Source organism: Advenella sp. (assembly GCF_052108595.1).
In the GTDB taxonomy this organism is placed as follows: Bacteria; Pseudomonadota; Gammaproteobacteria; order Burkholderiales; family Burkholderiaceae_B; genus Advenella.
Window position 1 is genome coordinate 1 of sequence record NZ_JBQEAU010000008.1, and the last position, 25,076, is coordinate 25,076.

The window sequence follows — 25,076 nt, forward strand, 5'->3', positions numbered from 1 at the left end:
CATGGACAGGTTCATGGTCAGCCAGCTTTCTATGCTTTTGAGTTCCTGGATGCGCTTGTCCAGATCTTCCGGGTTCAGGGCAGGGGGCATGGCAAAGGCCGGATTGCTTGCCTGCTGGACTTGTGCAAACTGCTGCCAGGCCTTGCTCATCATGTCCAGGCTTTGCATGATGGGATTGCTGGCGCTGTCAGGCCCCAGGCCGGGCCGATCAAACGGGTTGCTGCTTGTCATGAGGTTCTCCCTGATTTTGCGGCTGCGCGCGAAACCGCGCGAGCAATGTTTCGGATGTACGGCTCAGCATGCCTTCCAGTATAACAAGTGCAGCTTCCAGCGTGATCTGTCTGTCGGCAATCATTTGCACGGCCTGCTGCTGGCTGACGATGCGAATCTCCGATACCTCGCCGTCCATGTTCCGGGGTGTGGCGTGGGGCGGGAGGATGCAGTCGCTGACCAGAATGTCCTCGACCTGGTAGCCTTCAGGCAGGCGACGGTGCATGCGCAATAGCGTGCGCAGTGGCGTGCGGCAGGTCAGGATGTTTTCCTGCAGCCCGGCCTCTTCGAAGGTTTCGCGCAACAGCGCGTGTTCCAGGTCTTCCGAACCGTTGGCCAGGCCGCCGGCCAGCGTATCCCACATGCCCGGATCGCTCGCTTTGGTCATGGCGCGCTTTGCTATATACAGTTGCAGGTCCGGGGTCCAGGCGTTCAAATGAACGGCGTGGGTCAGCAGGCCCAATGGGCGCATGGCAGCGCGCTCCATTTTTGCAAGATCGTCCCCTTCGGCATATACTGTGAGCAGCTCATCCCGCCAGGTTTTGAGCAGGCCCGCGTCGCGCAAAATAATGGCGATATCAGCCAGTAGCGGCTCCAGTTCGAAGCGGGGCGTGCCAGGATCGGCAAAGTGTACTGCGGTCTCGGTGGTGCGCACTTGCGGCAGATGACCAATAGCCTTGAGCGCCTGCGGCGTAATAAAGCCGGCCAGTTTGCCGGCAATGGTCAGCGGCAGCGAGTATTCAGGCGGCACTTCCTGTATGGATTGCAACAGGGCGGCGTAAAGGGCGGGGATTCGGTTCAAGGTTGCATCGATGTCGTGTCAAACATGCAACGATTGTATTCGCAAAAAGTTCGCAGGCAGGTTCGCTGCAGGTTTTATATGGTTAAATGAACTATCTTTGACACAGGTTAAGGCGTCTTGGGTATAATCCTGTACCGCAAAGGGTTATGATTGGTACGCTTTTATGCGGTTGCCGTCAGCTACGATAATCAGGCGCGATCCGATCAGTTTCATACGAAAAACGGAAAAGCGCACAAAAATGAGGTCAACATGAAGAAGTTGCAAGGTTTACTTGGTCTTGGAGCGCTCCTGCCAGCCTGTACGGCGTGGGCTCAGGTCCAGGATATGCCAGGTGGTCCTAAGGTATTGCAAGTCAATCTGCATAAGGGTGTCACCGAAATAGCCGAGAGCATGTACAGTCTGCACATCATGATGCTGATAATCTGTACTGTCATTTTTATTGCCGTCTTCGGCGTCATGTTCTACTCAATCTGGGCGCACCGCAAATCCAAGGGTTTCAAGGCTTCCGTATTCCATGAGCACATGGGCGTGGAAGTGGCCTGGACAGTGGTCCCGTTCATTATCGTGATTGCGATGGCCCTGCCTGCAACGAAAACCGTGGTGGCAATGAAAGATACCAGCAGCGCTGACATCACCGTCAAGGCAACTGGCTATCAGTGGAAATGGGGTTATGAGTACCTGGATGGCAAGGCCAAGGGTATCAATTTCGTCTCCAATATGACCACGCCTTACGACCAGATCGAAGGCAAAGCCGAGAAATCCAATACTTACTTGATGGAAGTGGATAACGAGTTGGTTGTTCCCGCAGGTAAGAAAGTCCGCGTCGTGATCACTGCCGACGACGTCATTCATTCATTTTTTGTACCAGAGCTGGGTGTGAAACAGGATGCCATCCCCGGCTTCCTGCGTGATGCCTGGTTTCGCACCGACAAGGTGGGTACGTATCGCGGCCAGTGTGCCGAGCTGTGTGGCCAGAACCATGCATTCATGCCAATCGTAGTCCGCGTCGTTTCTCCAGAGGATTATGACAAGTGGATTGCAGAGCAGCAGAAAGTAGCAGCACAATGAAAATGACATTCGGAACTTTATATTCGCAATATTGCGCCTGTGATATCTGCAAGCCAGGCACGCAGCAGGCAAGGAGTCAAAAATGAGTAGTACAGTAGTGGGTCACGCTCCTGATCATCACGGACACGATGACCATCACCACGCAGCCCCAACGGGCTGGCGCCGCTGGCTGTTCGCCACCAATCACAAGGATATCGGTACGATGTACCTGTTATTCTCGTTCATCATGCTGCTTGAGGGCGGCGCGCTGGCGTTGCTGATTCGTACCGAGCTGTTTGAACCGGGGATACAGTTCTTCCAGCCTGATCTGTTCAACCAGTTCACCACCATGCACGGCCTGATTATGATTTTCGGTGCGATCATGCCTGCGCTGGTTGGATTTGCCAACTATATGATTCCGTTGCAGATCGGCGCGTCCGATATGGCTTTTGCGCGGATGAATAACTTTAGCTTCTGGCTGCTGCCTGTCGGCGCCATTTTGCTGACCGGCTCGTTCTTTGTTCCTGGCGGCGCCACTGCTGCCGGCTGGACACTTTACGCACCGTTGTCGCTGCAAATGGGTCCTGGCATGGACATGGCCATTTTCGCCGTGCACATCCTGGGTGCCTCGTCCATTATGGGTGCGATCAATATTATCGTGACCATCCTGAATATGCGCGCGCCTGGCATGACATTGATGAAAATGCCGCTGTTCTGCTGGACATGGTTGATCACTGCATTCCTGCTAATCGCTGTGATGCCGGTTCTGGCTGCTGCCGTCACCATGTTGCTGACCGACCGTCACTTTGGCACAGGCTTTTTCAACGCCGCTGCCGGTGGTGATCCGGTTCTGTATCAGCACATATTCTGGTTCTTCGGCCACCCTGAAGTGTATATTATGATTCTGCCGGCCTTCGGTATTGTGTCGGCCATCATTCCTACCTTCTCACGCAAGCGCCTGTTTGGTTATGCGTCCATGGTGTATGCGACTGCCGCGATTGCCGTGCTGTCGTTCATCGTCTGGGCCCACCATATGTTTGCAACGGGTATGCCGGTCACCGGGCAGTTGTACTTCATGTATGCAACCATGCTCATTTCCATTCCTACGGGCGTGAAAGTGTTCAACTGGGTCGCCACCATGTGGCGCGGTTCGCTTACCTTCGAAACGCCCATGCTGTTCTCCGTTGGTTTTATTTTCGTGTTCACCCTTGGTGGCTTTACCGGTCTGATTCTGGCCGTTGCGCCCATTGATATCGCCGTACACGATACCTATTATGTTGTGGCTCACTTTCACTACGTGCTGGTAGCCGGATCGCTGTTTGCCCTTTTTGCCGGTACCTATTACTGGCTGCCAAAATGGACAGGCCGTATGTATAACGAGAAACTGGGCAAAATCCACTTCTGGTCTACCATGCTGTCTTTCAACTTGACGTTCTTCCCGATGCACTTCCTGGGACTGGCCGGCATGCCGCGTCGTTATGTCGATTACGCACCGCAGTTTACGGACTTCCACCAGATCGCCACTATCGGTGCCTTCTGGTTCGGATTCTCGCAATTGCTGTTTTTGTACATCATTTTGAAAACATATCGTGGCGCTGGCGAGACTGCGACTGCCCAGGTATGGGAAGGTGCAGAAGGGCTGGAGTGGACACTGCCATCTCCGCTGCCGTTCCATACCTTTGAAACGCCGCCTGTTGTCAAGTAACATCGCGTTATGACACCAGAGCAAAAACGTAGGAACAGGATTGTTGGTTTGATCCTGGCCGGATTGGTAGTTGCAATCTTCCTGTGGGCGATTTTCGGTCATGTACTGTCAGCGGCGTAACACCGCTGACACTTGGGAAGGATGTAGCAATGAGTGAAGATTTACGGGATTTGTCCAAAAGAAAGCTCAACTTCTTTCAGACCATGAAAGCAGTGCTGTGGGGGCTGTTCGGCGTGCGCCGCGGCTCGGGCTATCAGGATGACATTTCCCGGTTGAATCCGGTACATCTGATCCTGGGTGGCATCATAGCGACAGTCCTGTTTATTATTTTATTGGTGATGGTGGCGCGCTGGGCGATAACCAGCCTCACCTAGTTGGTCAAAGCGTTCCATGAGGGAGAACATTATGAGTGCGAGCCACTCGGTTCAGGTAAAAGAAGCACCGTATTATTACGTGCCGGCCGATTCGGCCCATCCAGTTAAGACAAGTGCCATAATGCTGATCATTTTGATCGGCGCGGTGACCTGGATTAACAAAGTGCCTTACGGGCAGTATCTCGTACTGTTTGGGCTGCTTGCCCTGTTTTTCGTACTCTATCAATGGTTTGGCGATGCCATCCGTGAGTCAGAGGCGGGCATGAACAGCAAGCGCATTGACTTGTCTTACCGCTGGGGTATGGGCTGGTTCATCTTCTCTGAAGTGATGTTTTTTGCCGCGTTCTTCGGCTCGCTCTGGTATGCGCGTGAAGTGACCACGCCCTGGTTGAGCGACATGGATCATCAGTTGCTGCTGTGGCCCGGCTTTACCGGCCAGTGGCCCAATCTGGGTCCTGCAGGCATCGTCGCCCATTTTGAAACAGTAGGTCCCTTCTGGCTGCCGACGATCAACACGCTGTTGCTGTTGTCTTCAGGCCTGACACTGACCCTGTCTCACCATGCATTACGTGCCGATCACCGCAAAAGCGCTATTTTGTGGCTGTTCGTCACCATTGTTCTGGGTTTCACCTTCGTGTTTTTCCAGGCCGAAGAATACATTCACGCCTATTCCGAACTGAATCTGCGTTTTGATTCCGGTATTTACGGTTCGCTGTTCTATATGCTCACCGGCTTTCACGGCTTTCACGTGCTGCTCGGTGCAACCATGCTCACTGTCATTCTGATCCGCCTGATCCGTGGTCACTTCACTGCCGATCATCACTTCGGTTTTGAGGGTGCTGCCTGGTACTGGCACTTTGTGGACGTGGTCTGGCTGGGTCTGTACCTGTTCGTTTACTGGTTCTGATTTACCCAGCGGTTCGATAAAAGGCAAAGGGTCGGAAAACCGACCCTTTGCTGTTTCAGCGCAACCGGGTGCTGTTACAGCAAAGCGCAGTCATTGGCGGTATGATGTTTAACGTGGTGTTGATAGCATAGCGGTGCCCACAACAGGCTTGCATTGAAGCTGGCTCAGGCTGGTTTGACGCGGGTAAAAACGCGCTGACCAGCCCCTGAGCGTGTAACCGGGCCGTGTTCCGGAACGCGGTTTTAACGAGTAGGCTGGTCAATGCCCGTGCTGTCGATCCATCCCATGTAATGGGCAAACAGGACGAACAGAAACAGCGCAATGGACAGTGCAATACGCAGGGTAAGTGCGTTGACTGTGCGATTGGTTGTGCCTTTGTCGCGCATAAGGTAGAAAAAGGCCGATGCCAGACTGCCTATGATCGCAAGAAAGGCGAGTCCGATAAAGATACGCATGGGTTAACTCCTGACTGGAATAGAATATTGTAGTAATGAAACGGAAATTAATAAACTGGAAAACAGTAACGATGCTGATTCTGCTGGCATTGCTGACTGTGATTTTCGTTTCTCTGGGTCGATGGCAGTTGCATCGCGCCGACGAGCGCCGCGCGACTGCGCAGCAGATTGAAAGCGGGCAGGCTCTGCCGCCACTGACCATTGACAAGCATATTCCGTCTTCCGATATTGTGGCATGGCGTCCTGCAACAGTCGCCGGCCATTGGCTAGGCGCCTTCAGTGTATTGGTCAATCGCAACCAGAACGGTCGCCCGGGCTATTGGCTTGCCACCCCCCTGTTGCTGGACAATGATTCGCGTGATGCGGTATTGGTATTGCGCGGCTGGTTCCCTCAAGTGCTGACGCCGTCCGCCATGCCTGAATTTGCCTTGCCTGAAGGCAGGCAGACGGTAAGCGGCGAGATCGCTCTGCGGGTGCCGCGCCTGTTCGAACTATGGAGTTTGGGCAAGGCCGTGGCGCAGTTGCCTGAACAGATTCCCCAAAGCAGCGGACCGCTGCCTCAGGTGCAGAATTTGGATTTGGCCGAATTTGGCAAGGCCAGTGGCTTGCATATGCTGCCACTGGTGGTGCTGCAAACCGGTTCCTCCGAGCAGGGGCTGGTGCGAGATTGGCCGCATCCTTCTATTGATGCGGATAAGAATATCGGCTATGCATTGCAATGGTTCTGTTTTGCCGCCATTGCCGCCCTGGCCTTGTTGATCAGCCTGATCCGGCTGCGTCTGAAAAGTACAAAGGAAATGTCGTCGTCATGAATACCAACCGTCCATCGTCATCCGGGACTCCCACGCAGTCGGGCGCAAAGCGCTCCAACATGCCCCTGTACCTGATTATTCTGAGCTGTATCGTGCCCATGATTGCAGCTGCGCTGCTGTACTACGTGCCTTCGCTGAGACCAGATGGCTCAACCAATTACGGCAATTTTGTTCAGCCACAACGGCCCATGCCTTCGTCTGATACGCTCAGCCTGACTACGCTGGACGGCAAGCCTTTCGATCTGAATACCCTCAAAGGAAAATGGGTGCTGGTCACGTCCGATGGTGGCGCCTGCCCGGATTCGTGCGCAAAGAAACTGCATTTTACCCGTAACGGGCACGCCAGCCAGGGCAAGAATGTCAACCGCATTCAGCGGGTCTGGTTTGTGACTGATGATCAGCCTATTCCAGAAAAAGTGCTGGAAGCCTACAAAGGCACGATCATGTTGCGGGCCGATCCCAAGGCGCTCAGCGATTTTCTGCTGGACGAAGCCGATCGTACAGGGGATGCGGTTGCGGTCGAAAAGAAAATGGATTCTTACCTGTGGATTGTTGATCCCAATGGCAACCTGATTATGCATTACCCGGGCAATGAGTCTGACCCCGTGCGTTTTCGCGGTGATCTGGCCAAATTGCTGCATGCCTCGACCATCGGCTGATGTATATGAACACGGCAACTGAACGCATTCGCAGCCGCTATCGCAGGCTGGTGTTTCTGACCTGGTTTTTTACGCTGGATCTGATTATGTTCGGCGCATTTGTGCGCCTGACCGATTCAGGGCTGGGGTGCCCCGACTGGCCAGGCTGTTACGGCAAGGCAAGCCCTTTGGGCGCTTCTGAACATATTGCAAATGCGCTGCAGCAGCAGCCTTTTGGCCCGGTATCCATGTCAAAGGCCTGGATCGAAATGATTCACCGCTACTGGGGGACGTTGCTGGGGATGATGATTATTGCGATTGTGTACATGGCATGGCGCTATCGCCGTGAGCTTGGCAGATCGCCGGTGCTGGCCACCGCCACCCTGGTCGCTGTTTGTCTGCAGGGCGCCTTCGGAGCCTGGACCGTGACGCACAAGCTGATGCCGCTAGTCGTGACCACGCACCTGGTGCTGGGCATGCTGCTGCTGGCCATGATGACCTGGCTGGCCGCTCGCGAAAAACCCCATGTAGGCATTGCTGCGCGCGCGCGCGCCTGGCGGCCGTGGATGGCTTTGGGGTTCATTGTGCTGGTTGTGCAGTTGTTTCTGGGGGGCTGGGTCAGCACCAATTACGCGGCGCTTGCCTGTATGGATTTTCCCACCTGTCATGGGGCCTGGGTGCCCGAGATGGACTATCAGGGTGGTTTTTCCCTGGTACGGGCGCTGGGCGAGTTGCCGACAGGTGAAATTATTTCTCAGGAAGCGCTGACCGCGATACACTGGACGCATCGCAATTTTGCTTTTTTTGTTTTTGTTTTCCTGTTTGCGCTGGCCTTTGTGGCGCGTCGGGAAGCCGGTCTGAAAGGGCCAGCCCATTTGCTGATCGGGCTGCTTATTGTTCAGGTACTGACCGGCCTGACAACCATTTTCTTCCAATGGCCGTTGCTTATCGCGGTACTGCACACAGGGGGTGCTGCCGGGCTTACCATAGCCTGCGTGACCCTGATGGTGCGTATGTCCCGCGGCGGTAAAGGGTCGTTTCTGCCACTATGACAACTGCTATTCATCCTGATGCCGGGCTGTTGCGACAGTACCTTGTCCTGACCAAGCCGCGCGTAACCCAGTTGGCCGTGTTTTGCGCGGTCATCGGTATGTTCCTGGCCTCGCCAGGCCTGCCTCCGGTGCAGATCCTGATTGCTGCGACAATTGGAATCTGGCTGCTTGCTGCCGCTGCGTTTGCCATCAATTGCCTGATCGAGTTCGAGATTGATGCGCGCATGTTGCGTACGGCTCGCAGGCCGACGGCCAAGGGGACGATTACCCCCTTGCAGGTGATCACGCTATCGGGCGTGGTCGGCGGAGCCGGCATGCTGGTTCTGTATCACCTGGTGAACCCGCTGACAATGTGGCTTACCTTTGCCACCTTTATCGGTTATGCGCTGATCTATACCATCATCCTCAAGCCGCGTACATCGCAGAATATCGTGATCGGCGGCCTGTCCGGCGCCATGCCGCCGGCGTTGGGCTGGGCGGCGGTGGCCAATGCCGTGCCCGCAGAAGCGTGGCTGCTGGTGCTGATCATTTTTGTCTGGACCCCGCCGCATTTCTGGGCGCTGGCGCTGTATCGCGAGCACGATTATCGCAATGCGGGCCTGCCCATGCTGCCGGTCACGCATGGCAAAGACTTTACGCGCCTGCATATCCTGCTGTACACCTTCATGCTGCTGGTCATCACCATATTGCCATTTGTGATTCGCATGAGCGGCTACATGTATCTGTCCAGCGCGCTGATACTGGGCGCCATTTTCATCGGTTATGCATACAGGCTCTACAAGGCATACAGTGACGAACTGGCCCGCAAGACGTTCCGCTATTCGATCCTTTATCTATCCCTGCTGTTTATGGCGCTGCTGATCGATCATTGGATTTTGATGTCGGGCGTCGTGGCTGGTTAGTTGGCAGCCGATCAGTGCCCGGCGGCGTGGCGACGATGATTGTGCTCGCTGTCAGCCAGGCATCGCGAGCGGCTTCTCGCGCTTGGCCCCTGCCTGTAATGAACGGGTTTTTTGTTGTCTCCTGGAGTAAATCATGAAGTCGTTTCTGTCCCTGCGATTTGCAACCCGAACTGTCCTTGCAATGGCTATGGCTACTGCGCTGGCTGCGTGTGATAACAATGCATCCGATAGTGCCGGCAATGCGGTTTCAGCGAATGCAACGGCTTCTGCTGGCAGCTTTACCGGCAGTGACATCACGGGAACCGGGTTCGGCAAGGATATTGAACTGGTCGACCAGAATGGCACCGCCATTCAGTTACAGCAGGCCTATCGCGGCAAGGTCATGGTGATCTTCTTTGGCTTTACGCAATGTCCTGACGTGTGCCCTACTACCATGGCAGAACTGGCACAGGTAAGGGAAAAACTCGAGCCCGAACAGCGCGAGCAGGTGCAGGTCATCATGATCAGCGTCGACCCGCAACGCGATACGCCAGCCGTCATGAAGCAGTACGTGAGCGCTTTTGATCCTTCATTTGTGGGTCTGACCGGATCGGATGAACAAATTGCCAAGGTGGCATCGTCTTTCAAGGCGTACTACAAAAAGGTCGATAGCGGTCAAAGCTACACCATGGAGCACAGTTCCGGCTTGTATGTGCTGGACACAGAAGGGGAGTCCAGGCTGCTGATCAAACCCAATACCGCCCCCGAAGCGATTGCAGCGGATATTCAGAAGCTGCTGTAGCATTTCAGAAGCGGCTGCGGTATTACATCAGCGGTAGCATTATAACCGCGCCGGCCCCGGTGTTGTCTTCCCTTGACTACCGTTGGGGTCGTGCCGGCAGACAGCCCTGGCGCCCCCGGATTGCCTGACCGGTGCCGGATCAGTTTTGTTTAATAACGCGGTTATCACTGTCGGGTTGCCCAGACCCACTGGTGTCGGGTTGTACAGCCCCGCTTTCCTCGGCCGAGTCCTGCAGTTCTTCTTCCGAGCGAGTCGAGATGCCACCTGGTGCTGCCGCCGTTTCCGATTCGTCCATGCGGTCGGTTGCATTTGCCGATTTGGTAGCATATTGCTCCCAAACTTCCAGCGCCCGCAGCCGTTGTTTGACCACCTGGTCAATTTTCTCCTTGATATCGGGAAATTTTTTCATCAAGGCATGAAAATCCCGTGCCTGCAGGAACAGCAGCTTGGAGTAGCCCATGGAGCGCACGCTTTGCGTCAGAGTCTTGTCGGTGAGCATGCTCAGTTCACCCAGCATTTCACCTGAGCCCAGTTCCACGCGGGAGGAGTCCGGCAGCGTGATCAGGACTGCCCCGGAGGCGACAAAAAACATCAATTTATGGCCGTATCGGTCAATTTGCGGGACCGTTTGATTGGGCAGCATCAGGCGGGGCCGCAGCAGCCTGCTCAACTGCGTCAGGGCGGTATCGTCCATTTCTTCAAATAGCGGCACGCGCTTGACCAGTTCCTTGGCGCTGAGCGACACGTCCAGGCTGGGATGGCGAAACAGCGGCTCCCAACGCAAATTAACCTGGGCAATCAGGTTGTTATAGACTTCCTTGGTAATCAGCGACTGTTCAAGCATTTCGTTGTAGCGCGTGACTTCCAGCGAGCGGGCGATCCGCGCCAGATAATCTTCCTGGGTCCAGTGCGCATAAACTGGATAGGTCAGGTTCAGGGCGCTCAAGGCGGTATCGATAGTGTGTAGCCTGGCGACCAGGATACGTTCTGCCTTGCCGGCAATTTCCTGCCCCAGCAAGGGCGTCAGGTCGTCGCGACAAAAGCGTACCAGCTGGCTGACCACCGAGTGCTTGCTGATCAGTTTGATAATGCGCTGGGACAGTTCGTGAGCCAGCCAGGGGCTGAAATTGAAGTTGGTCTGCATGCGCAGGGCAATCTTGAACGCACTGGTATAACGGATGTCATGGCGCAGGGCGCGAGTGTACGCCCGCGCCCCACCGGCGCGGGCAGCATCGCCCAGGTTCTCGGCGTTGGACAACAGCGTCTGTGCCGCCTGCCAGGGAATCAGCTGTTTCTTCAAAGAGTCAAAAAACAGCTCTTCTTCCCGGTTGGAAATAATGGCCAGCGCGACCGAGAGCCGATCGCCCTTGCTCAGGTAATCGGTTTCGTCCTTTTGGATATCGGCCATCCCCTTGGCGAATACGGCATCCACCTGTTGTTTGGCGCTGGCCTCCACTTTCAGCAGGCCGGCCAGTTCGTCGGTCTGTTCCTTGACGTCATCCAGGGCAATGACCAATGCCTGGTTGCGCAGCCCCTGTTCCACCGGGCTGAGCTGATCCAGTCCCAGTTTGGAAATAAGCAGCCGCAGGGTAAGGCCGTTGATCAGCAATGTTGCCAGCACGTAGCAGGTGGTTGCCGCTGCGACAAAATGGCGTACGTCGGCGGCAATTGCCGTTTGCTCCGTCACCGCCAGGGCCAGCGCCAGCGAGATGGCGCCTCTTAAACCGCCCCAGCACATGACCGCGCGAAATGGGCGACTCACATAGGTGGACATTTTGAACATCGTCAACAGGGGAATCACGCCGAAGACAACAGCAGCACGTGCCGCAAGCGTGGTGATGAACAAAAGGATGAGCAACAGCACCTGCTTGAAATCCAGGTCAACGACCAGGCGCGGGATAAGCATGGCTGCCAGAATGAAAATCAGCGAATTGGCCCAGAACCCGAACTGTTCCCATGCGTGTCCAAGTTGCTCGAAGGTGGAAGGCGACATTCGTGTGCGGCCGGCCGAACCCACGACCAGTCCGGCCACCACGGTAGCCACGACGCCGGAAACATGGAAATAATGTTCGGAAATGAAAAAGGTCAAATAGGCCGTGCAGATGGTCAGGCTGATCTCGGCAGTGGGCCAGCCGCGCATGTAATGAAAAAGCCGGCAGGTAATGTGGCCGAATATGAAGCCGATGAAGCCGCCGATCAGGAAGCTGTAGAGGAAGTGACTGGCGATAGTTTCAATACTGAGCGTCGCGTCACGGGTAATCACCGATATGAAAACGGTGTACAGGGCAATGGCCGCAGCGTCATTGAGTAGGGATTCGCCTTCAACCAGCGTGGTCAAGCGCTTGGGCGCGCCCACTTCGCGGAATATGCCGACCACGGCCACCGGGTCGGTGGTGGCCACAATGGCGCCAAGCAGCAGGCACACCGCCAGGCTATAGCCTGAGAACTCGGCCATGATCATGCCGACGCTGACGGTGCAGACCAGAACGGCCACAATGGCCATGGTCAGTATCGGGCTGATGTCGACCATAATGCGACGCACATTCATCGCCATGGATGTTTCAAACAGCAGGATGGGAAGGAAGACAATCAGAAAAGTCTGGGAGGAAATGGAGAACCCGTGCAGGGCATGCAGGAAATCGCCGATAAAGGGCAGGTGAATGCCATTGGCCTGAACGAGCAGTCCCAACGCACCGCCCAGAATCGCGAGCATGACGGTGTGCGGCAAACCCAGCCGGCTTGCCAGCGAGGGCATAAAACAGGCGATCGTCAGCAGCCCGGCCAGTGCAAATACGACGTATTGGATTTCCATGCGAGAACATATTCAGGTGCGACGGAAATTAACTATACCCGGATATGTTTTTGTGCAGACCGATATTTTTGGCGCGGGCAAAAAAAAGGTGCCTCATCAAGAAGCACCCTTAACATCCGTTTCAAAGGGGAGGGGAAAGAGGAGAAGCAGAAACGGACGGATCCGAACATGTGTCAAGGACAGGGATGCGCGAATCATAGTAATTAGTCAAACAGTTCATGGGGAAGTTCCGGCAGTTTCATCCCGAATATTTCAGACGGTTACGTATTCGGAATTTGTCTGCTGAAAAAGAAAAAGGCACCGGAAAATTAAAAATTAATACTTGCCTTTAATAAACCTACCGAGTAGTATGTTTGCAAATTGACGTATTCCTGTTCAAACCGGTTACGTCAGCGTCAAGGGTCAACGGCATGCAATAGGCGCGCCTGGCACCTGCTTAGAGCACAGGAGATAGCATGCGTGTCGTAATTACAGGCGCAGCCGGGTTCATTGGTCATGCGCTGGCCTCGGCCTTGCTGGATGCCGGCCAATTGGCTAACCAAAACAACCAGCCTCAAGCGATTACCGAATTGGTGCTTGTTGATAGGGTCCCCGTAGATAGCGGTCTGGGACTAAAATCGTGCGCTGGCATAACAATCATCACCAAGACCGGAGATCTGGCAGATTCAGCCTTTATCGACGAATTGATGGATGAAGGTGACGTGCAGTGCATCTTTCATCTCGCTGCCTCGCTGACACTCGACGCGGAAGATCACGAAGAACAGGCGTACCTCGTGAATGTCGAGGCAATCGGCCGAATGATAGCAAAGGCGTCTCGCTCAACTCGTTTTATTTTTGCAAGCTCCATCGCCGTATTTGGCGGCGACATCCCAGACGTCGTAACCGATGAAGTACGAGCAATGCCGCAAACGACCTACGGCACACACAAGGCCATCGTAGAGCTGAAATTGGCAGACGCGTCCAGAAAAGGGTTTATCGACGCACGGTCGCTACGTTTGCCAATCGTCCTGATCAGACCGGGTGCTAGCTCGCCGACCATCTCGGATCGTATTGCGGCCATCGTGCGCGAACCACTTTCCGGACGGGACGTTGTCTGTGGTATTACCGCAGATACCCGGATACCTGTTGCTTCGGCACAAGCGGTCGCCAGGGCATTGATTCAGTTGCAGAATGTGCCAGAAAGCCAATTGCCTCAATCGCGAGTCATGAATCTTCCTTCACTGACGGTCAGTGTGGCTGAAATGGAGGTAGCGACGATTCGACTGGCCGGCAAACGTACTCTTGGCACAATTCGATACGAAGTCGACAATAATCTGCAACAAATTATCGATGGCTGGCCCACCGTATTTGTGTCAACGGTCGCCTCAAACTTGGGAATTTGCAGTGATGGATCGTTTGATGACATCATCAAAAACTATCTTACAAACATTCACTGAAATGCGCTCGATCACGATTGCAGTAAACGACGATAGAACGGACGCGTAGAGCCCCCCTTTGACTATTTCTGTACATTTGGTGTGGCGATGCGCAAGATGAAGGATAAGAAAATGCATGATCTCAGTCACCTCCCGGTGTGCATTATCGGTGCCGGGTCTTCAGGCGTAACAGCGGCAAAACATTTAAAGGAAAAAAATGTGCCGTTCGACTGTTTCGAAGCAGGCTCTCACATCGGCGGCATGTGGAGATACGAAAATGACAACGACATGTCATCGGCATATCGAAGTCTTCATGTGGACACAAGCAGAAAAAATCTGGGATATTCGGATTTTCCTATCTCTGATCGGTATCCAGATTTTCTTTCTCATTCCGAAGTGATTGAGTATCTTGAGGCATATGCTCAAAAGGCTGGCATTTTACCCCTCATTACATTCAACACTAAAGTGCTGCGGGTCGTCCCGAATCCTGATGGCAGTTGGCAAGTTGACCTCGACACAAATGAAACACACCGCTATCGCGCCGTGATTGTCGCCAACGGACATCTCTGGGACCCTCGAGTGGCGCAGTTTCCGGGCCACTTCGAGGGCGATGCCATCCATTCGCACTATTATCGTACTGCAGATCGATTTGAAGATAAAAATGTGCTGATTGTCGGTATTGGAAACTCAGCTGTAGATATTGCCGTCGATGTGTGCAAAAGCGCCAGGCGTACTTTTTTGTCTACAAGGCGTAGCGCATGGATCATGCCAAAATATATTATGGGCAAACCCATTGACCGCTGGATTGGCTTCTTCTCAAAGAAGCTGAAACTTACCACACCATGCAGCCGCGCAATTGTCCAGAAAATTGCCTATCTGGTTACGGGCGATCAGGAACGATTCGGTATCCCAAAGCCTAAGCATCCCATCTGGCGCGAGCATGCAACGTTAAGCCAGGAGTTAATCCCTTACTGTGGACACGGCTGGATAAAAATCAAACCCAATGTGAAGGCGCTTGGAGGCGTCCACGTTGATTTTGAAGACGGCAGCCAAGAGAAAATTGATGCGATTATTTATGCAACCGGATACAAAACCACATTTCCGTTTTTGGAGGGAAATGTATTTTCTGTGCCGGATGGCAAGGCGTCACTATATCGAAGAATACTCGTGCCTGATCGGCCGGGACTATATATGTTGGGTTTAATTCAACCTGTCGGCCCGACGATTCCCCTCGTGGAAATCCAGGCGAAGTGGATGGCCTCGGTCTTAGCCGGAGAAATAGCCTTACCTGGCAAAGAACAGATGCAATCTGAAATTACACAGCACCGCAAAGGGATCGAAAAACGTTATATCGGTTCAGCCAGATATACGCTTGAAGTGGAAGCAAAAAAATACGCAAGGCAGCTGTATTCTGATATCCGGCAAGCGAAAGCCGGGTTTTGAGCACTATCGTATTGTTCTGTTGATTCATCTCACTCATGAGATCTGATGATCTGGCCTCTCACCGGTTTGGTGGGATGGCGCTTCTAATTTTCGGGTACGCACCGTTGCTGATGCTATATGAAATTGCTACTATCGATGTTTATGAATGAATCGTTCATATGCCCTCATTGGAAGATGCCGGATGGCCAAAATGACGTTAAGCAAGCAGTTAATTCTTGATACTGCAGCTGCAATATTTATGCAGCAGGGCTACCACGCCACCAGCATGGATGACATTGCCCGGGAGATGGGATCGACGAAGGGACGGCTCTATCACCACTACACTTCCAAGATCGACCTTTTTTTTGCCGTTCACCGCGAGGGTATGAGACTGCTTTTCGAGGCGGTGGTCCCTGCCTCGACCATGACCGGGTCTGGCATTGACGTCCTGCAAGCCATGCTCAAAGCGCATGCGATGGCCGTTCTTGAACATCACACCTATGAAAGCGTTGTCGCTCAAGGGGTACAGATGCATCGGTTTGGAGCCACGACGCCGAGTGAGCGCCGTACGCTGGATACACTGATAAAGTGCAGAGATGATTTTGAGGCGCTTTTCAAAAAGCAATTGACTGCTGCGAAACTCGATAAAACATTGGGTGACGTAGATGTTTCAATAGCTGTAAAAACAATGCTAGGTGGTATCCAGTGGTCATTAATCTGGTACCGGCCGGAGAAGGATGAGACACCTGAATCAAGAGCAATATTGGCTGATCAGATGACGCGAACATTGGTTGATGGGTTAAAGGCCAGGTAGAAAATGTATTTCCGACATGACGCAATGGAAAGCGTCTTCGGCACACTCAAATCAGAGTGCTTTTATCTGGCCAAATTCGGTTCTATCGAGCAACGGCAGCTAGCCCTGCATCGTTATATTCGCTACTACAATCGTCAACGCATCAAGAACCAAACTAAAAGGCCTGAGCCCGGTATAGTACCGAACTCAGGCCTTGACCCGTAATCTCCAACCGTCCAAATTAGGGCAGTTCACAGGGGTGCGCTTTGTGGCCTGTCGAAGCGACGTTATGGCTTCATGGGGTTAGGCGGCGAATGCGCCACGCATTTTCTTGAGCGCGGCCGATTCAATCTGGCGGATACGTTCGGCCGACACGCCGAATTCATCGGCCAGTTCATGCAGGGTAGAGCTACCGCCTTCGTCCTGCAGCCAGCGCGCCTCGATAATGCGACGGGAGCGGGGATCCAGGACAGCCAGGGCGTTGGATACGCCCGTGCCCTGCATATCGTCATGGGCCCGGCGGTCCAGTACCGTACCTGGTTCCTGCTCGCCTTCGTCGGACAGATAGGAAATGGGCGCGAAATCATCGCTATCGTCGTCTTGCGATTCCAGCGACATGTCGCGGCCGGTCAGGCGCACTTCCATTTCACTGACGTCTTCGGGGCGCACGTTGAGCTTGGAGGCAATGCCTTCGATATGTTCTGGCGTGAGCGTCTGGCCATCGGGACGCATGCTACGCAAATTGAAAAACAGCTTGCGTTGCGCCTTGGTGGTCGCGATTTTGACCAACCGCCAGTTGCGGATGATGTATTCATGAATTTCGGCCTTGATCCAGTGCACGGCAAAGGATACCAGGCGCACACCACGGGTCACGTCGAAGCGTTTGACCGCTTTCATAAGCCCGATATTGCCTTCCTGGATGAGGTCGGCGTGGGGCAACCCATAGCCCAGATACTGGCGGGAAATGGACACAACTAGCCGCAGATGGGACATGATCAGTTCGCGCGCAGCGTTCAGATCGCCCTTTTCCTGAAGGGTCGCGCCCAATTCATGCTCACGCTCGGGTGTGAGCATGGGGATGCGATTCACAGCACTAATGTAAGACTCAATTGTACCCAGCGCACCAGGATTGGTAATCGCCGAGGCAATCGAGTTTTGCAGTGTAAGCGCTTGATTTGACATGGTTTTGTATATCTCCTGACAAGGAATATTCAAAGTACTTATATATTAGCACTCTCTGTCGCTGAGTGCTAATATTGAGTGGGCATAAGCTAAAAAGTTCCGTTTCAAACGGTTATTTGGCGAGTTATTCGCTGTTGTGCCGGCCCTGAGGCGCTGAGACACGGCGACCTGTCTTTGCAGACAGGGCAGGCAGCACTGAGCTTGGGAAATACGCAAAAAATCGTAACAAAAACCTGTTTCGTGCCGGCAAACCTGTATCCAGACTTCATTTTCCTGCTGATGCGTTCGTTTGAATATGCGTTTTAATGTTCTGTTTTAATAACATTCTGCTCTTCTCTTAATAAGACCGCTGCTGCATCCAATCGTTCCCCCGTTCGTTTGTGTACTGCGATGCATTGTGCAATACGGGGAAGGGTGGGGCAGCATGTGCCTTTGGAAAAGAAGGTTTTTCAAAAAGGTGGCGCTCGATGGCGAGAAGGCGGCAGTTGGCTCGGTGCTACGGTCTGATGCTAATGGTCAGGTGCTTGTTTGACGATTTCCATCTGAGAGCTTTTCGATTTTAAAGAGCGCTATATCAACGCTGTATTAAAGATCTCACTTGCCCGGGTGACGGAACACACCATGACTGGTCGTTCTGGGTGGGTCAGCAACCGGATAAGACCGCAGTGGGTCTGCCGGTTGCCTGTTCAGCTCAGCCCTTACTTCAGGCGCTCTGCATGAAAGCGCAGGTGATCTTCCATGAATGTAGAAATGAAATAATAACCGTGGTCATAGTGCTCGTGGCGCCGCAGCGTCAGGGGCTGCCCGGCCTTGGCGCAGGCCGCCTCAAGCAATTCCGGCAACAGCTGGCCATCAGCCAGGAATTTGTCAGCCAGGCCCTGATCGACCAAAAGCCCGTCCGGGAACGGTGTTTTGGCTTGTTCCATCAGCTTGCTGGCATCGTAGTTTTCCCAGCTTGTGCGATCCTGCCCCAGATAGCCGCTGAAGGCTTTTTCGCCCCACGGGCAGTTCATTGGGGCGCTGATGGGGGCAAATGCCGACACCGAGCGGAACAGCTCCGGGTTTTTCAGCGCAATGGTCAGCGCTCCGTGGCCGCCCATGGAGTGTCCGAAAATGCCTGTACGGCTTTGATCGCCGCCAAATTCCGGAATAAATTCCAGCAATTCTTTGGTCACGTAGCTGTACATTTTGTAGTTGTCTTTCCAGCCTGGTTCGGTGGCGTCCAGATAAAAACCGGCGCCGGTGCCAAAATCCCAGCCCTCATCTTCGCCCGGCACATTGGCGCCACGCGGGCTGGTGTCCGGCGCCACCAGCAGCAAACCCAACTCTGCAGCCATGCGTTGCGCGCCGGCCTTGGTCATGAACGTTTCTTCGGTACATGTCAGACCGGCCAGATAAATAAGGGCCGGCACAGGGCCGCGTGCCGCTTGCGGCGGAATGTAGACTGAAAACTGCATGGGCAGGCCGATTTCGCGCGAGGTATGGCGATAAAAGCGCTGCGAGCCATCAAAACAATAATGTTCACTTAAAAGTTCGAGTTTGTCGCTCATGGGAAGGCCCCTACTCCTGATATGATGATTGTTGTCGATTTTTTGCCAAATTTACGGCTATGTTCTACCATAGCATTGTTTCAATCATTGTTACAATATATGAAAAAAAACGCCGGTAACCTGCGGGTTTTGCCGGTTTCGTGGCCATGACGGCTTCGCATCCAGTGTACAGTACATTCCATGGCCCGATTACCCCGGCTTTACGCCCCCGGCATTCCGCAACTGGTTCACGCCCGGTTTCTATTTCCGCTTGCCTTGCGCGCTCGGGCTGGCAGCCGGATCCTGGACACCCTGCAGAAATGGCTTTTTGATGGGCTTGCCCGGCACGGGGTCATGTTGCATGCCTGGACCCTGACTGACGACGGTATTCTGTTGTTGGCAACGCCCGACGATGAAAAGTCCCTGTCGCGCCTGATCCAGATGCTGGGCCGTAATCTGGCAACGACGCTGCGCAGCGGTCCCGTTTTCAGCGGACGTTATCGTTCCACGCTGGTTGAGCCTGGTGTATGGGTCATCCCTTCAATGATCTGGCTCGAGTCTTGGGTGGCCCGGGAAAAGGGGGCCAGTGACAGCGAGTTGTGGCCGTGGTCTTCTGCCGGTTTTCACACTGGGGCGTTTATGGGCTCTTGCCCGGTCCTGAATGACCATGCCGATTACTGGTCTTCCGGCAACACGCCATTTGACAGGCAGGCGGCATACAAATACCGCTATACCGAGGGGCTCTCGTCAGGTCAATTGCAACAGATTGCACAGGCGCTGCATGGGCAATGGGCATTGGGTTCGCCAGGATTCATCAACCAGCTTTGCTCGGTAGCCAGCCGGCGTCCGATGCAGGGCAGGCGAGGGCGTCCGCGAATCCGGTCGGTTCAGAATCAGGGCCAGCCTCTGGAAGAATAAGTCTGAGGATTGAACTTCGGCCAGGGCTGAACAAGGCCTTCCGGTCAAGGCGCATATGCGTACATGGGACGCTTTGCGTGCAGTATCAACACGCAAAGAATGCGTGAAAATGCCGTAGCAAACGGTCAGGGTTTTACAAAAATTTTACACTCTGCCCAGTAGAGTTGCGTATACTCCACTGTTTCCTGCTGCTTCTGGAATTATTTTGCGATATCAACTGCTTACGTTTGTCCTGGCGCTGTTTCTCGTATTTTTTGTCAGTCGTGTTTTATTAGTGCTATGGCAGCGCAGGCGCGTTCAGGCGGCCCACGGCATCGGCCGCGTGTTTCTGGGCGGATTGCGCATGGACATGAACCAGATCGCAACCTACGCTGCGTTGCCCGCGGTGCTGATGCCCTGGCTGGGGGATCGCCAGTGGTTTGTTACCGTGACTGCAATCTGGTTCGGCGTGTGGTGGCTGGGCTGCGTGTTCATGGAAATCTGCACGCCGCAGTTCATTGATGAATACGATTCCCGTCCGAACCGTCTGTTCGTTGAGTATCTGAAACACCCCAAAGAGGTGTCCGGGATGCTGTGGCGCGGATACAAAAAAGTGCTGGCGCTGGGGTTGCTGGTTTTTGCCGGGATGATTGCGCTGGCGCTGCATCTGTTTTCAGGCTATACGCCGGCGCCGCTGGGCCCATGGTGGCTCAGACCCATTGAATCGCTGGTCTACGCGGCCCTGTGCTTTCTCATGATTCGCGGTACGTTGAAAAAGCGCCCCATCAATCCGTCTACCGTGGCATTTGCCGGCGATGGCATGGTCAACAGCCTGGCGTTGAACTCCATGTATAGCCTGCAATACGCCATCTATGCGATGAAGTATGAGATGTCGGCTGAAGACGTCTATGGCAAGATGCCGGCCGAGCAGATGAACCGGATTGTATGCGAGGCGGCGGGCATTGAAGTACCGACTGATCCAGGCGCGGGCCCCGCAACCCGGCACCGACAAGAGGTATCGGTCAGCAGTGCCAAACCACTTAATATCGTACTTATCGTTGAAGAAAGCCTGGGGGCGCAATATGTCCAGACGCTGGGCGGGCAGTCGCTGACGCCCAATCTGGATGCCCTGTACGAACAGGGGTGGGGCTTTACCCGCGCCTATGCAACCGGCACCCGCTCCGTACGCGGGCTGGAGGCGCTTTCAGCGGGCTTTCCACCCACTATTACCCAATCGGTATTCAAACTGCCGGGGGCGCAATGCGGATTCTTTACGATCGCCGACGTGCTGGGTCAGCAGCATGGCTATCATTCCCGCTTCCTGTATGGTGGCGAAGCCCATTTCGATAATATGAAAGGCTTCTTCCTGGGCAATGGCTTTCGCGAGGTGATTGACGGGCCGCAATTTAAGGACCCGGCGTTTCTGGGCACCTGGGGCTATTGCGACGATGATATGTTCAATCAGCTGGATCGCCTGTTGCAAGAGGATGCCACGCGTAGCGAGCCCGTGCTGACGCTGGCCTTCAGCGTGAGCAATCACTCGCCTTGGGAGTATCCCGAGGGCCGCATACAGACCACCGGCAACCCGGCAACGGTGGACAATACCGTTCGGTATGCCGACCATGCTTTGGGACAGTTTTTTGAGACCGCCAAAACGCGGGACTACTGGAACAATACGGTGTTTGTGGTGGTGGCCGATCATGATTCGCGCGTGTTCGGCGCCGAGTTGATCCCGCTGAAGCATTTTCATATTCCCGCCGTCATTCTCGGCGGCACGGTCGCGCCGCGTCGCGATGATCGCCTTATCAGCCAGATCGACCTGGCACCCACCTTATTGTCATTGGCCGGTGCCGCATGCGAGCACCCCATGATCGGCCAGGATTTGACCCGGCAGACGCCCGACCGCGCCATCATGCAATATGGTGACCGTTACGGCTACCTGCAAGGCGACCGCCTGACGGTGCTGGAGCCTCATCTGGATCCACAGCAGTTTCGCTACACGGCGCCTGAGTCGTTTGAGCCCATGGCGTCCGATGAGACGCTGGTTCGGCTCGCGCGCGCACATGCACTGTGGCCCTTCAGTGTTTACCGGGATAAAAGCTATACTGTGCCGAAACAACGTTGATCGCAGGTAACGTGCACTTGTGTCGGGGTGCGCCAGCCTGATCTCATTTTCGGAGAGCGAACCATGGATTATCTGCTGGCGCTAGATCAGGGAACGTCCAGTTCCCGCAGCATTTTATTTGATCGCAACGGGCAAATTGTGGGACTTGCGCAGCAGGAGTTTACGCAGCATTATCCGCAATCGGGCTGGGTCGAGCACGACGCGGTTGAAATCTGGCGTACCCAGCTGGTCACCATGCAAAAGGTGCTGCATCAGACCGCGGTGGACATTGCCCGGGTGCGCGCAGTCGGCATTACCAATCAGCGCGAGACAACGGTGTTATGGGACCGTCGGACAGGCGAACCCCTGGGGCCGGCAATCGTATGGCAGGATCGTCGGGGCGAACCGTTATGCCGCCAGTTGCGCGATCAGGGGCATGAGTCCATGATTCTGGAGAAAACCGGCCTGCGCCTGGATGCGTATTTTTCTGCGACCAAGCTGGTCTGGATGCTGGAGCATCTGCCGCAGGCCAGGGCGCGTGCCGAAAAAGGCGAACTCCTGTTCGGCACCATTGACAGCTGGCTGATCTGGCAACTGACCGGCGGCAACGTGCACGCCACCGATGTGACCAATGCATCGCGCACCATGCTGTTTAATGTGCATACAGGACGGTGGGACCCGCAGTTGCTGGATCTGTTCCAGATTCCCGCCAGCCTGCTGCCGCAGGTGATGGCCTCCAGCGCTCACTATGGCGATATCCCTGCCGATCTGCTGGGTTATGCGCTGCCCATTTGCGGCGTGGCGGGCGATCAGCATAGTGCGCTTTTTGGCCAGGCGTGCACGCGGGCGGGGATGGCTAAAAATACCTACGGCACAGGTTGCTTTGCTCTGCTGCACACCGGCACGCGCTTTACCGCTTCTGAAAATGGACTGCTCACGACCCGGGTTGCGCAATATGGCCAGCAACAGCCGGAGTTCGCGCTGGAGGGTAGCGTCTTTGTGGCGGGCGCGGCCGTGCAGTGGCTGCGTGACGGTCTTGGGATCATTAAAAGAAGCCGGGATGTGCAGGCGCTGGCCCAGTCGGTTCCCGATACGGGTGGCGTCATGTTCGTCCCTGCTTTTACCGGTTTGGGCGCGCCGTACTGGAACGCAGACGCCCGTGGGACGCTGGTCGGCATCAATCGCGCCACGACCGCTGCGCACATTGCCCGTGCTGCAGTCGAGAGCATTGCCTATCAGAGCGCCGCACTGCTGTCGGCCATGGCGCGCGACGGCGCGGGGTTGGAGCAGTTACGGGTAGACGGCGGCGCCAGTGTCAATGATGCGCTGATGCAATTTCAGGCCGATCTGCTGGGTATCCCGGTGTTACGTCCGCAAGTGGTGGAAACGACCGCGCTGGGCGCTGCTTATCTGGCCGGGCTGCAGTGCGGCATCTGGTCCGACGTTGAGCAGATCGAGCAGCTGTGGCGTATCGATAAAACCTTTGAGCCTGCCATGAGCCGGGACCAGGCGCAGGCGTGCATGCAGCGGTGGGAAAAGGCAGTTGCGCAAACGATTAGCGGCACCTGATGACTGGGCGACCCAGCCCGCGCAGCCGCGTTTAGCTCAGAAAGCGCATCTGGAATGATCGACCCTTGATAGGGCGCTGGCTCAGGCGCTGCAGTGTATCTTCAGCAATGCTGCGGTCAATGGCCACGAAGGCCACAAAATCAAAAAGACTGATTTTACCGACCTGATCGGCTTGCAGGCCCAGGTCTTTGGTAAGCGCCCCCAGCAGATCGCCTGGCCGCAGTTTGTCCTTCTTGCCGCCCCGAATGCAGATCGTGCGCATCGGGGGCGTGAAGGCGCCGCGAGCGCGCTTGAGCGTATTCATGTCCAGCCAGGCCAGTGGCTTGCCCAGCGCCTGTTCGATGCGTTCGGCGCGAAATTTTTCTTTGGGTGTGCACAAAGTGAGCGCCAGTCCGCCTCGCCCGGCAACCCGGCCAGTGCGTCCCACACGATGGATATGAGTTTCCGCGTTGGGCGACATATCGACATTGATCACTGCATCAAGGGTGGAAATATCCAGGCCCCTTGCGGCCACGTCGGTGGCCACCAGGACCGAGCAGCTTTGTCCGATAAAGTCGACCAGCACATCTTCGCGGTCTCGCTGGTCCATATCGCCGTGTAATGTACGGGCTTCGATGCCGCGCTCCAGCAGAGAATCGGTCAGTGCCTCGCATTGGGCCTTGGTGTTGCAAAAGGCCAGCGTAGAGACGGGACGATAGGCATTGAGCAGTGTGGCGGTGGTTTCAAACCGGTCGGCGTCTTCGGTAGCCACGAACCAGGAGTCGGTGTCGGGATGGTCGGGCTTGTCGTCTGTGCGCACATGCACCGGATTCATCAGGAACCCCTCGCTGGCTTTGAGGATGGCGGGCGGAAAGGTTGCCGAGAACAGCAAGTTCTGTCGCTTGAGCGGGCAGGCCTGGGTGATCGCGCTGATGTCTTCGTAAAAGCCCATATCGATCATGCGATCAGCCTCATCCAGCACCAAAACCTTGACTGCAGACAAATTAAGGACGTCGCGGTCGACCAGATCCAACACCCGGCCGGGCGTGCCGACAACAATATGTGCACCATGCTGGAGCGATTCTGCCTGCGGCTTCAGGGCCGTGCCCCCGTATAGTGCAAGCACTTTGATATTGCCCAGCGCGCGTGCCAGCTTGCGCACTTCCTGTGCAACCTGTTCGGCCAGTTCCCGGGTCGGGCACAGGACCAGCGCCTGGCAACCGAAATAGGCAGGGTTCAATCGTTGCAGCAGGCCCAGTGCAAAGGCCAGTGTCTTGCCGCTTCCCGTTTTTGCCTGAGCCAGTACATCCCGGCCCTCCAGGACGGCCGGCAAGCTGGCAGACTGGATCGGCGTCATCGTTTGAAAGCCGAGTTCGGCCAGATTTTTCTGCTGGGCATCGGAAAGGGGAAGGGTGGAAAAAGACATGGTGGCCTGATGGTGACGAAGGCGCAAGCAATGCGGCCTTGCTAAAAAATGAGCGCGATAGGAAAAGCGCAATGAAATCGAAGACTTATTGTACCTTAAATCGTCATAATCATTGATCTGTCCCTAATTAAAACCGAACCAAAATAGTGCACGTTATATTAGGGTCCGTCCCTTATTATTTTTCTTGCCACACTAGGGTAATC

The 25,076-nt window shown here is 54.9% G+C and carries 22 protein-coding genes and 2 pseudogenes; 17 read left to right on the top strand and 7 right to left on the bottom strand.

Annotated features, from left to right (window positions below; all coding sequences use genetic code 11):
• The coding region (locus ACTIKR_RS02390) for a PhaM family polyhydroxyalkanoate granule multifunctional regulatory protein (protein WP_442327078.1) at positions 1-231 on the bottom strand (231 nt) is incomplete at its 3' end.
• On the bottom strand, positions 209-1,072 hold the full coding sequence (locus ACTIKR_RS02395; protein WP_193089960.1) for an NUDIX hydrolase: 864 nt from the start codon (positions 1,070-1,072) through the stop codon (positions 209-211). The genes ACTIKR_RS02395 and ACTIKR_RS02390, both read right to left, overlap by 23 nt.
• Before the next feature lie 249 nt (positions 1,073-1,321).
• On the opposite strand from ACTIKR_RS02395, the pseudogene coxB reads away from it, so the two are divergent.
• The 5 genes and pseudogenes from coxB to ACTIKR_RS02420 all read left to right on the top strand — a co-directional run.
• Positions 1,322-2,134, top strand: a pseudogene (gene coxB, locus ACTIKR_RS02400) (cytochrome c oxidase subunit II); the annotation flags it as partial.
• 88 nt (positions 2,135-2,222) lie between these two features.
• Positions 2,223-3,824 (top strand): cytochrome c oxidase subunit I, encoded by a 1,602-nt coding sequence (ctaD, locus tag ACTIKR_RS02405; protein WP_128393861.1) that lies wholly within the window; start codon positions 2,223-2,225, stop codon positions 3,822-3,824.
• 9 nt (positions 3,825-3,833) lie between these two features.
• Positions 3,834-3,944, top strand: a complete 111-nt coding sequence (locus tag ACTIKR_RS02410; protein ID WP_226817222.1) for a cytochrome oxidase small assembly protein — start codon at positions 3,834-3,836, stop codon at positions 3,942-3,944.
• A gap of 29 nt (positions 3,945-3,973) precedes the next feature.
• The gene (locus ACTIKR_RS02415) at positions 3,974-4,198 is read left to right on the top strand and encodes a DUF2970 domain-containing protein (RefSeq protein WP_014749294.1); all 225 of its coding nucleotides are present in this window, start codon (positions 3,974-3,976) and stop codon (positions 4,196-4,198) included.
• Positions 4,199-4,229: 31 nt separating this feature from the next.
• Positions 4,230-5,105 (top strand): cytochrome c oxidase subunit 3, encoded by an 876-nt coding sequence (locus ACTIKR_RS02420; RefSeq protein WP_193089963.1) that lies wholly within the window; start codon positions 4,230-4,232, stop codon positions 5,103-5,105.
• Positions 5,106-5,347: 242 nt separating this feature from the next.
• Here the strand turns inward: ACTIKR_RS02420 and ACTIKR_RS02425 are convergent, their stop codons facing one another.
• On the bottom strand, positions 5,348-5,560 hold the full coding sequence (locus ACTIKR_RS02425; protein ID WP_128393863.1) for a twin transmembrane helix small protein: 213 nt from the start codon (positions 5,558-5,560) through the stop codon (positions 5,348-5,350).
• 35 nt (positions 5,561-5,595) lie between these two features.
• Between ACTIKR_RS02425 and ACTIKR_RS02430 the strand changes: the two genes are divergently transcribed.
• The 5 genes from ACTIKR_RS02430 (at position 5,596) to ACTIKR_RS02450 (ending at position 9,745) form a co-directional block, all read left to right on the top strand.
• Complete coding sequence (locus ACTIKR_RS02430; protein WP_304519111.1) at positions 5,596-6,372, top strand: SURF1 family protein; 777 nt, start codon at positions 5,596-5,598, stop codon at positions 6,370-6,372.
• Positions 6,369-7,031, top strand: a complete 663-nt coding sequence (locus ACTIKR_RS02435) for an SCO family protein (protein ID WP_193089964.1) — start codon at positions 6,369-6,371, stop codon at positions 7,029-7,031. The genes ACTIKR_RS02430 and ACTIKR_RS02435 overlap by 4 nt, the downstream gene beginning before the upstream one ends.
• Positions 7,031-8,062 (top strand): COX15/CtaA family protein, encoded by a 1,032-nt coding sequence (locus tag ACTIKR_RS02440; RefSeq protein ID WP_193089965.1) that lies wholly within the window; start codon positions 7,031-7,033, stop codon positions 8,060-8,062. The genes ACTIKR_RS02435 and ACTIKR_RS02440 overlap by 1 nt, the downstream gene beginning before the upstream one ends.
• Entirely contained in the window at positions 8,059-8,964 is a 906-nt protein-coding gene (gene cyoE, locus ACTIKR_RS02445; protein WP_193089966.1) for a heme o synthase, read from the top strand. The genes ACTIKR_RS02440 and cyoE overlap by 4 nt, the downstream gene beginning before the upstream one ends.
• A 133-nt stretch (positions 8,965-9,097) precedes the next feature.
• Positions 9,098-9,745, top strand: coding sequence for an SCO family protein (locus ACTIKR_RS02450; protein WP_193089967.1), 648 nt, complete (start codon positions 9,098-9,100; stop codon positions 9,743-9,745).
• 139 nt (positions 9,746-9,884) lie between these two features.
• Here the strand turns inward: ACTIKR_RS02450 and ACTIKR_RS02455 are convergent, their stop codons facing one another.
• Entirely contained in the window at positions 9,885-12,557 is a 2,673-nt protein-coding gene (locus tag ACTIKR_RS02455; protein WP_193089968.1) for a cation:proton antiporter, read from the bottom strand.
• Between the two features lie 455 nt (positions 12,558-13,012).
• Here ACTIKR_RS02455 and ACTIKR_RS02460 point away from each other — a divergent pair, with 455 nt between their 5' ends.
• From ACTIKR_RS02460 to ACTIKR_RS02475, 4 genes and pseudogenes are all read left to right on the top strand, one after another.
• Positions 13,013-13,993, top strand: coding sequence for an NAD-dependent epimerase/dehydratase family protein (locus ACTIKR_RS02460; protein WP_193089969.1), 981 nt, complete (start codon positions 13,013-13,015; stop codon positions 13,991-13,993).
• 96 nt (positions 13,994-14,089) lie between these two features.
• Positions 14,090-15,415: a flavin-containing monooxygenase gene (locus ACTIKR_RS02465; RefSeq protein ID WP_226817275.1), complete on the top strand. Its 1,326-nt coding sequence runs from the start codon at positions 14,090-14,092 to the stop codon at positions 15,413-15,415.
• 181 nt (positions 15,416-15,596) lie between these two features.
• Positions 15,597-16,208: a TetR/AcrR family transcriptional regulator gene (locus tag ACTIKR_RS02470; protein ID WP_193090175.1), complete on the top strand. Its 612-nt coding sequence runs from the start codon at positions 15,597-15,599 to the stop codon at positions 16,206-16,208.
• A gap of 21 nt (positions 16,209-16,229) precedes the next feature.
• Positions 16,230-16,386 (top strand): annotated as a pseudogene (locus tag ACTIKR_RS02475) (IS3 family transposase); the annotation flags it as partial.
• 104 nt (positions 16,387-16,490) lie between these two features.
• On the opposite strand, the gene rpoH reads toward ACTIKR_RS02475, so the two are convergent.
• The gene (gene rpoH / locus ACTIKR_RS02480; RefSeq protein ID WP_193090176.1) at positions 16,491-17,369 is read right to left on the bottom strand and encodes an RNA polymerase sigma factor RpoH; all 879 of its coding nucleotides are present in this window, start codon (positions 17,367-17,369) and stop codon (positions 16,491-16,493) included.
• A gap of 698 nt (positions 17,370-18,067) precedes the next feature.
• Entirely contained in the window at positions 18,068-18,919 is an 852-nt protein-coding gene (fghA, locus tag ACTIKR_RS02485; RefSeq protein WP_442327079.1) for an S-formylglutathione hydrolase, read from the bottom strand.
• 180 nt (positions 18,920-19,099) lie between these two features.
• On the opposite strand from fghA, the gene ACTIKR_RS02490 reads away from it, so the two are divergent.
• From ACTIKR_RS02490 to glpK, 3 genes are all read left to right on the top strand, one after another.
• Entirely contained in the window at positions 19,100-19,816 is a 717-nt protein-coding gene (locus ACTIKR_RS02490; protein ID WP_193090178.1) for a hypothetical protein, read from the top strand.
• A 205-nt stretch (positions 19,817-20,021) separates the two neighbouring features.
• Positions 20,022-21,920, top strand: a complete 1,899-nt coding sequence (locus tag ACTIKR_RS02495) for an LTA synthase family protein (RefSeq protein WP_193090179.1) — start codon at positions 20,022-20,024, stop codon at positions 21,918-21,920.
• A 63-nt stretch (positions 21,921-21,983) separates the two neighbouring features.
• The gene (gene glpK / locus ACTIKR_RS02500) at positions 21,984-23,468 is read left to right on the top strand and encodes a glycerol kinase GlpK (RefSeq protein WP_193090180.1); all 1,485 of its coding nucleotides are present in this window, start codon (positions 21,984-21,986) and stop codon (positions 23,466-23,468) included.
• 31 nt (positions 23,469-23,499) lie between these two features.
• On the opposite strand, the gene dbpA is transcribed toward glpK, so the two are convergent.
• Positions 23,500-24,873 carry an ATP-dependent RNA helicase DbpA gene (dbpA, locus tag ACTIKR_RS02505; protein WP_193090181.1) on the bottom strand — a complete coding sequence of 458 codons (1,374 nt, stop codon included), beginning with the start codon at positions 24,871-24,873 and terminating at the stop codon, positions 23,500-23,502.
• Positions 24,874-25,076 lie beyond the last annotated feature (203 nt).